The organism is Streptomyces sp. NPDC054863 (genome assembly GCF_053610825.1).
The window spans coordinates 1-2,075 of sequence record NZ_JBSGZD010000532.1 but is presented as its reverse complement, the minus strand read 5'-3'; the positions used below and the strand labels follow the sequence as shown (position 1 = coordinate 2,075).

The 2,075-nt window shown below is 70.7% G+C and carries 2 protein-coding genes; both read right to left on the bottom strand.

Annotation, left to right across the window (positions count from 1 at the left end; all coding sequences use genetic code 11):
* Positions 1-21: 21 nt before the first annotated feature.
* Complete coding sequence (locus ACWGIG_RS38625; RefSeq protein WP_453326402.1) at positions 22-330, bottom strand: SCO5918 family protein; 309 nt, start codon at positions 328-330, stop codon at positions 22-24.
* A 47-nt stretch (positions 331-377) separates the two neighbouring features.
* The gene (locus tag ACWGIG_RS38620; RefSeq protein ID WP_453326401.1) at positions 378-1,820 is read right to left on the bottom strand and encodes a DEAD/DEAH box helicase; all 1,443 of its coding nucleotides are present in this window, start codon (positions 1,818-1,820) and stop codon (positions 378-380) included.
* Between the last annotated feature and the right edge of the window lie 255 nt (positions 1,821-2,075).

Sequence of the window (2,075 nt, the reverse complement as noted above, 5' to 3'; positions counted from 1 at the left end):
GGGCCGGGCCTTCCGTGCGGCTCAGACGTGTGCGGCGGAGCCGAGCAGGTTCGACGCGGTCTCCAGCGGGGAGAGGGCCGGGGCCGGAACCGGGGCCACGGTGTCGCGGCAGGTGAAGCCGAGCCGGGTGAGCGCCCGGGACACCTCGCTCGCGGTGAAGTCACGGCGGTCCTGGCGGGTGATGACCTCGCCCACCTGCTTGACGGGGTAGGTCCGGCGGCCGATCGTGACGGACTCACCCGTGACGGGTTCGGGCTTGATGCCCTTCATCGCCTCCTGGACCTCGCTCTTGACAAGCTCGAAGGGGAAGCGGGCGATGACAACGCGCATGAGACCTCAGCAAGGTTGGAGGGAGAGGGAGTTGACAGAAGACTTCGTCAGGCGGCGCTGCGCTGTGCACTTCCGGGGGCGCGGCGCGCCTGTCCCGGACGGCCGCGGCGGCCGCGGGACGGGGAGCCGCCCCGCTTGGACCGCTCGGAGGCGGGGGCGGTGATGACGACCGGCACCCCGGACGGCGCCTTCGCGCCGGTGATACGCGTCAACTCCGATTCGCCCGCACGGACCTGAGTGGTCTGCGGGGTGATTCCTGCGGCGCGCATGAGGCGGGTCATGTCGCGGCGCTGGTTCGGAGTCACCAGGGTGACCACGCTGCCGGACTCGCCGGCCCTGGCGGTACGGCCGCCGCGGTGCAGGTAGTCCTTGTGGTCGCTGGGCGGGTCGACGTTGACGACCAGGTCGAGGTTGTCGACGTGGATGCCGCGGGCGGCGACGTTGGTCGCCACCAGCACGGTCACGTGGCCGGTCTTGAACTGCTCCAGGGTGCGGGTGCGCTGCGGCTGGGACTTGCCGCCGTGCAGCGCCGCCGCCCGTACCCCGCTGTTCAGCAGGTGGTCGGTGAGCCGGTCGACCGCGTGCTTGGTGTCCAGGAACATCAGCACCCGGCCGTCGCGTGCGGCGATCTCCGTGGTGGTCGCGTGCTTGTCCGCACCGTGCACGTGCAGGACGTGGTGCTCCATGGTGGTGACCGCACCCGCCGACGGGTCGACGGAATGGACCACCGGGTCGCTCAGGTAACGGCGTACGAGAAGGTCGACGTTGCGGTCGAGGGTGGCGGAGAACAGCATCCGCTGGCCGCCGGGCCGCACCTGGTCGAGCAGTTCGGTGACCTGCGGCATGAAGCCCATGTCGGCCATCTGGTCGGCCTCGTCGAGGACGGTGATCTCCACGTCGTCCAGGACGCAGTCCCGGCGCTCGATGAGGTCCTTGAGCCGGCCGGGCGTGGCGACGACGACTTCCGCGCCGCCGCGCAGTGCGTGGGCCTGGCGGCCGATCGACATGCCGCCGACGACGGTCGCCAGCCGCAGCCGCATGGAGCGGGCGTACGGAGTGAGTGCGTCGGTGACCTGCTGGGCCAGCTCGCGGGTCGGCACCAGCACCAGGGCCAGCGGCTGTCGCGGCTCGGCGCGCTTGCCCGCCGTACGGGCCAGCAGTGCCAGGCCGAAGGCGAGGGTCTTGCCGGAGCCGGTGCGGCCCCGGCCCAGGACGTCGCGTCCGGCGAGGGAGTTCGGGAGGGTGGCGCCCTGGATCGGGAACGGCACGGTCACGCCCTGCGTGGCCAGTGCGGCCAGCAGCGGGGCGGGCATGTCCAGGGCGGCGAACGTCTCGACGGCGGGCAGCGCCGGGGTGACGGTCACCGGAAGGGCGAATTCACCCTGTACGGCGGCGGGGCGGCGGCCGTAGCCACCGGTGCGGGCACCGGTGTACCGAGTGTGTGTGCGAGTGGTGGAGCGGGGGTTGCCGGTACGCGGGCTGCGGTCCATGCGGAACCTTTCCTCGATACGGCACGTGTCGAGGAATTCCCGGTGGCGGCCAGCAGGTGAACGCCGCGGAGAATCGCAGGATCGAGCCGAATAAAATTCGAAAGCTAATTCCAGCCGTCCGGCTCCGGACCCAAGAGTGGGCAACGGAAAGCCGAAGGAGAGCGGAATAAAAAGGAAAATCGGGTGGTGGGCCGGAGAATCACGGCACGGCACCGTCCCGGAAAATGCAACGAGCTGGGGCCCGCACCCCAAGGT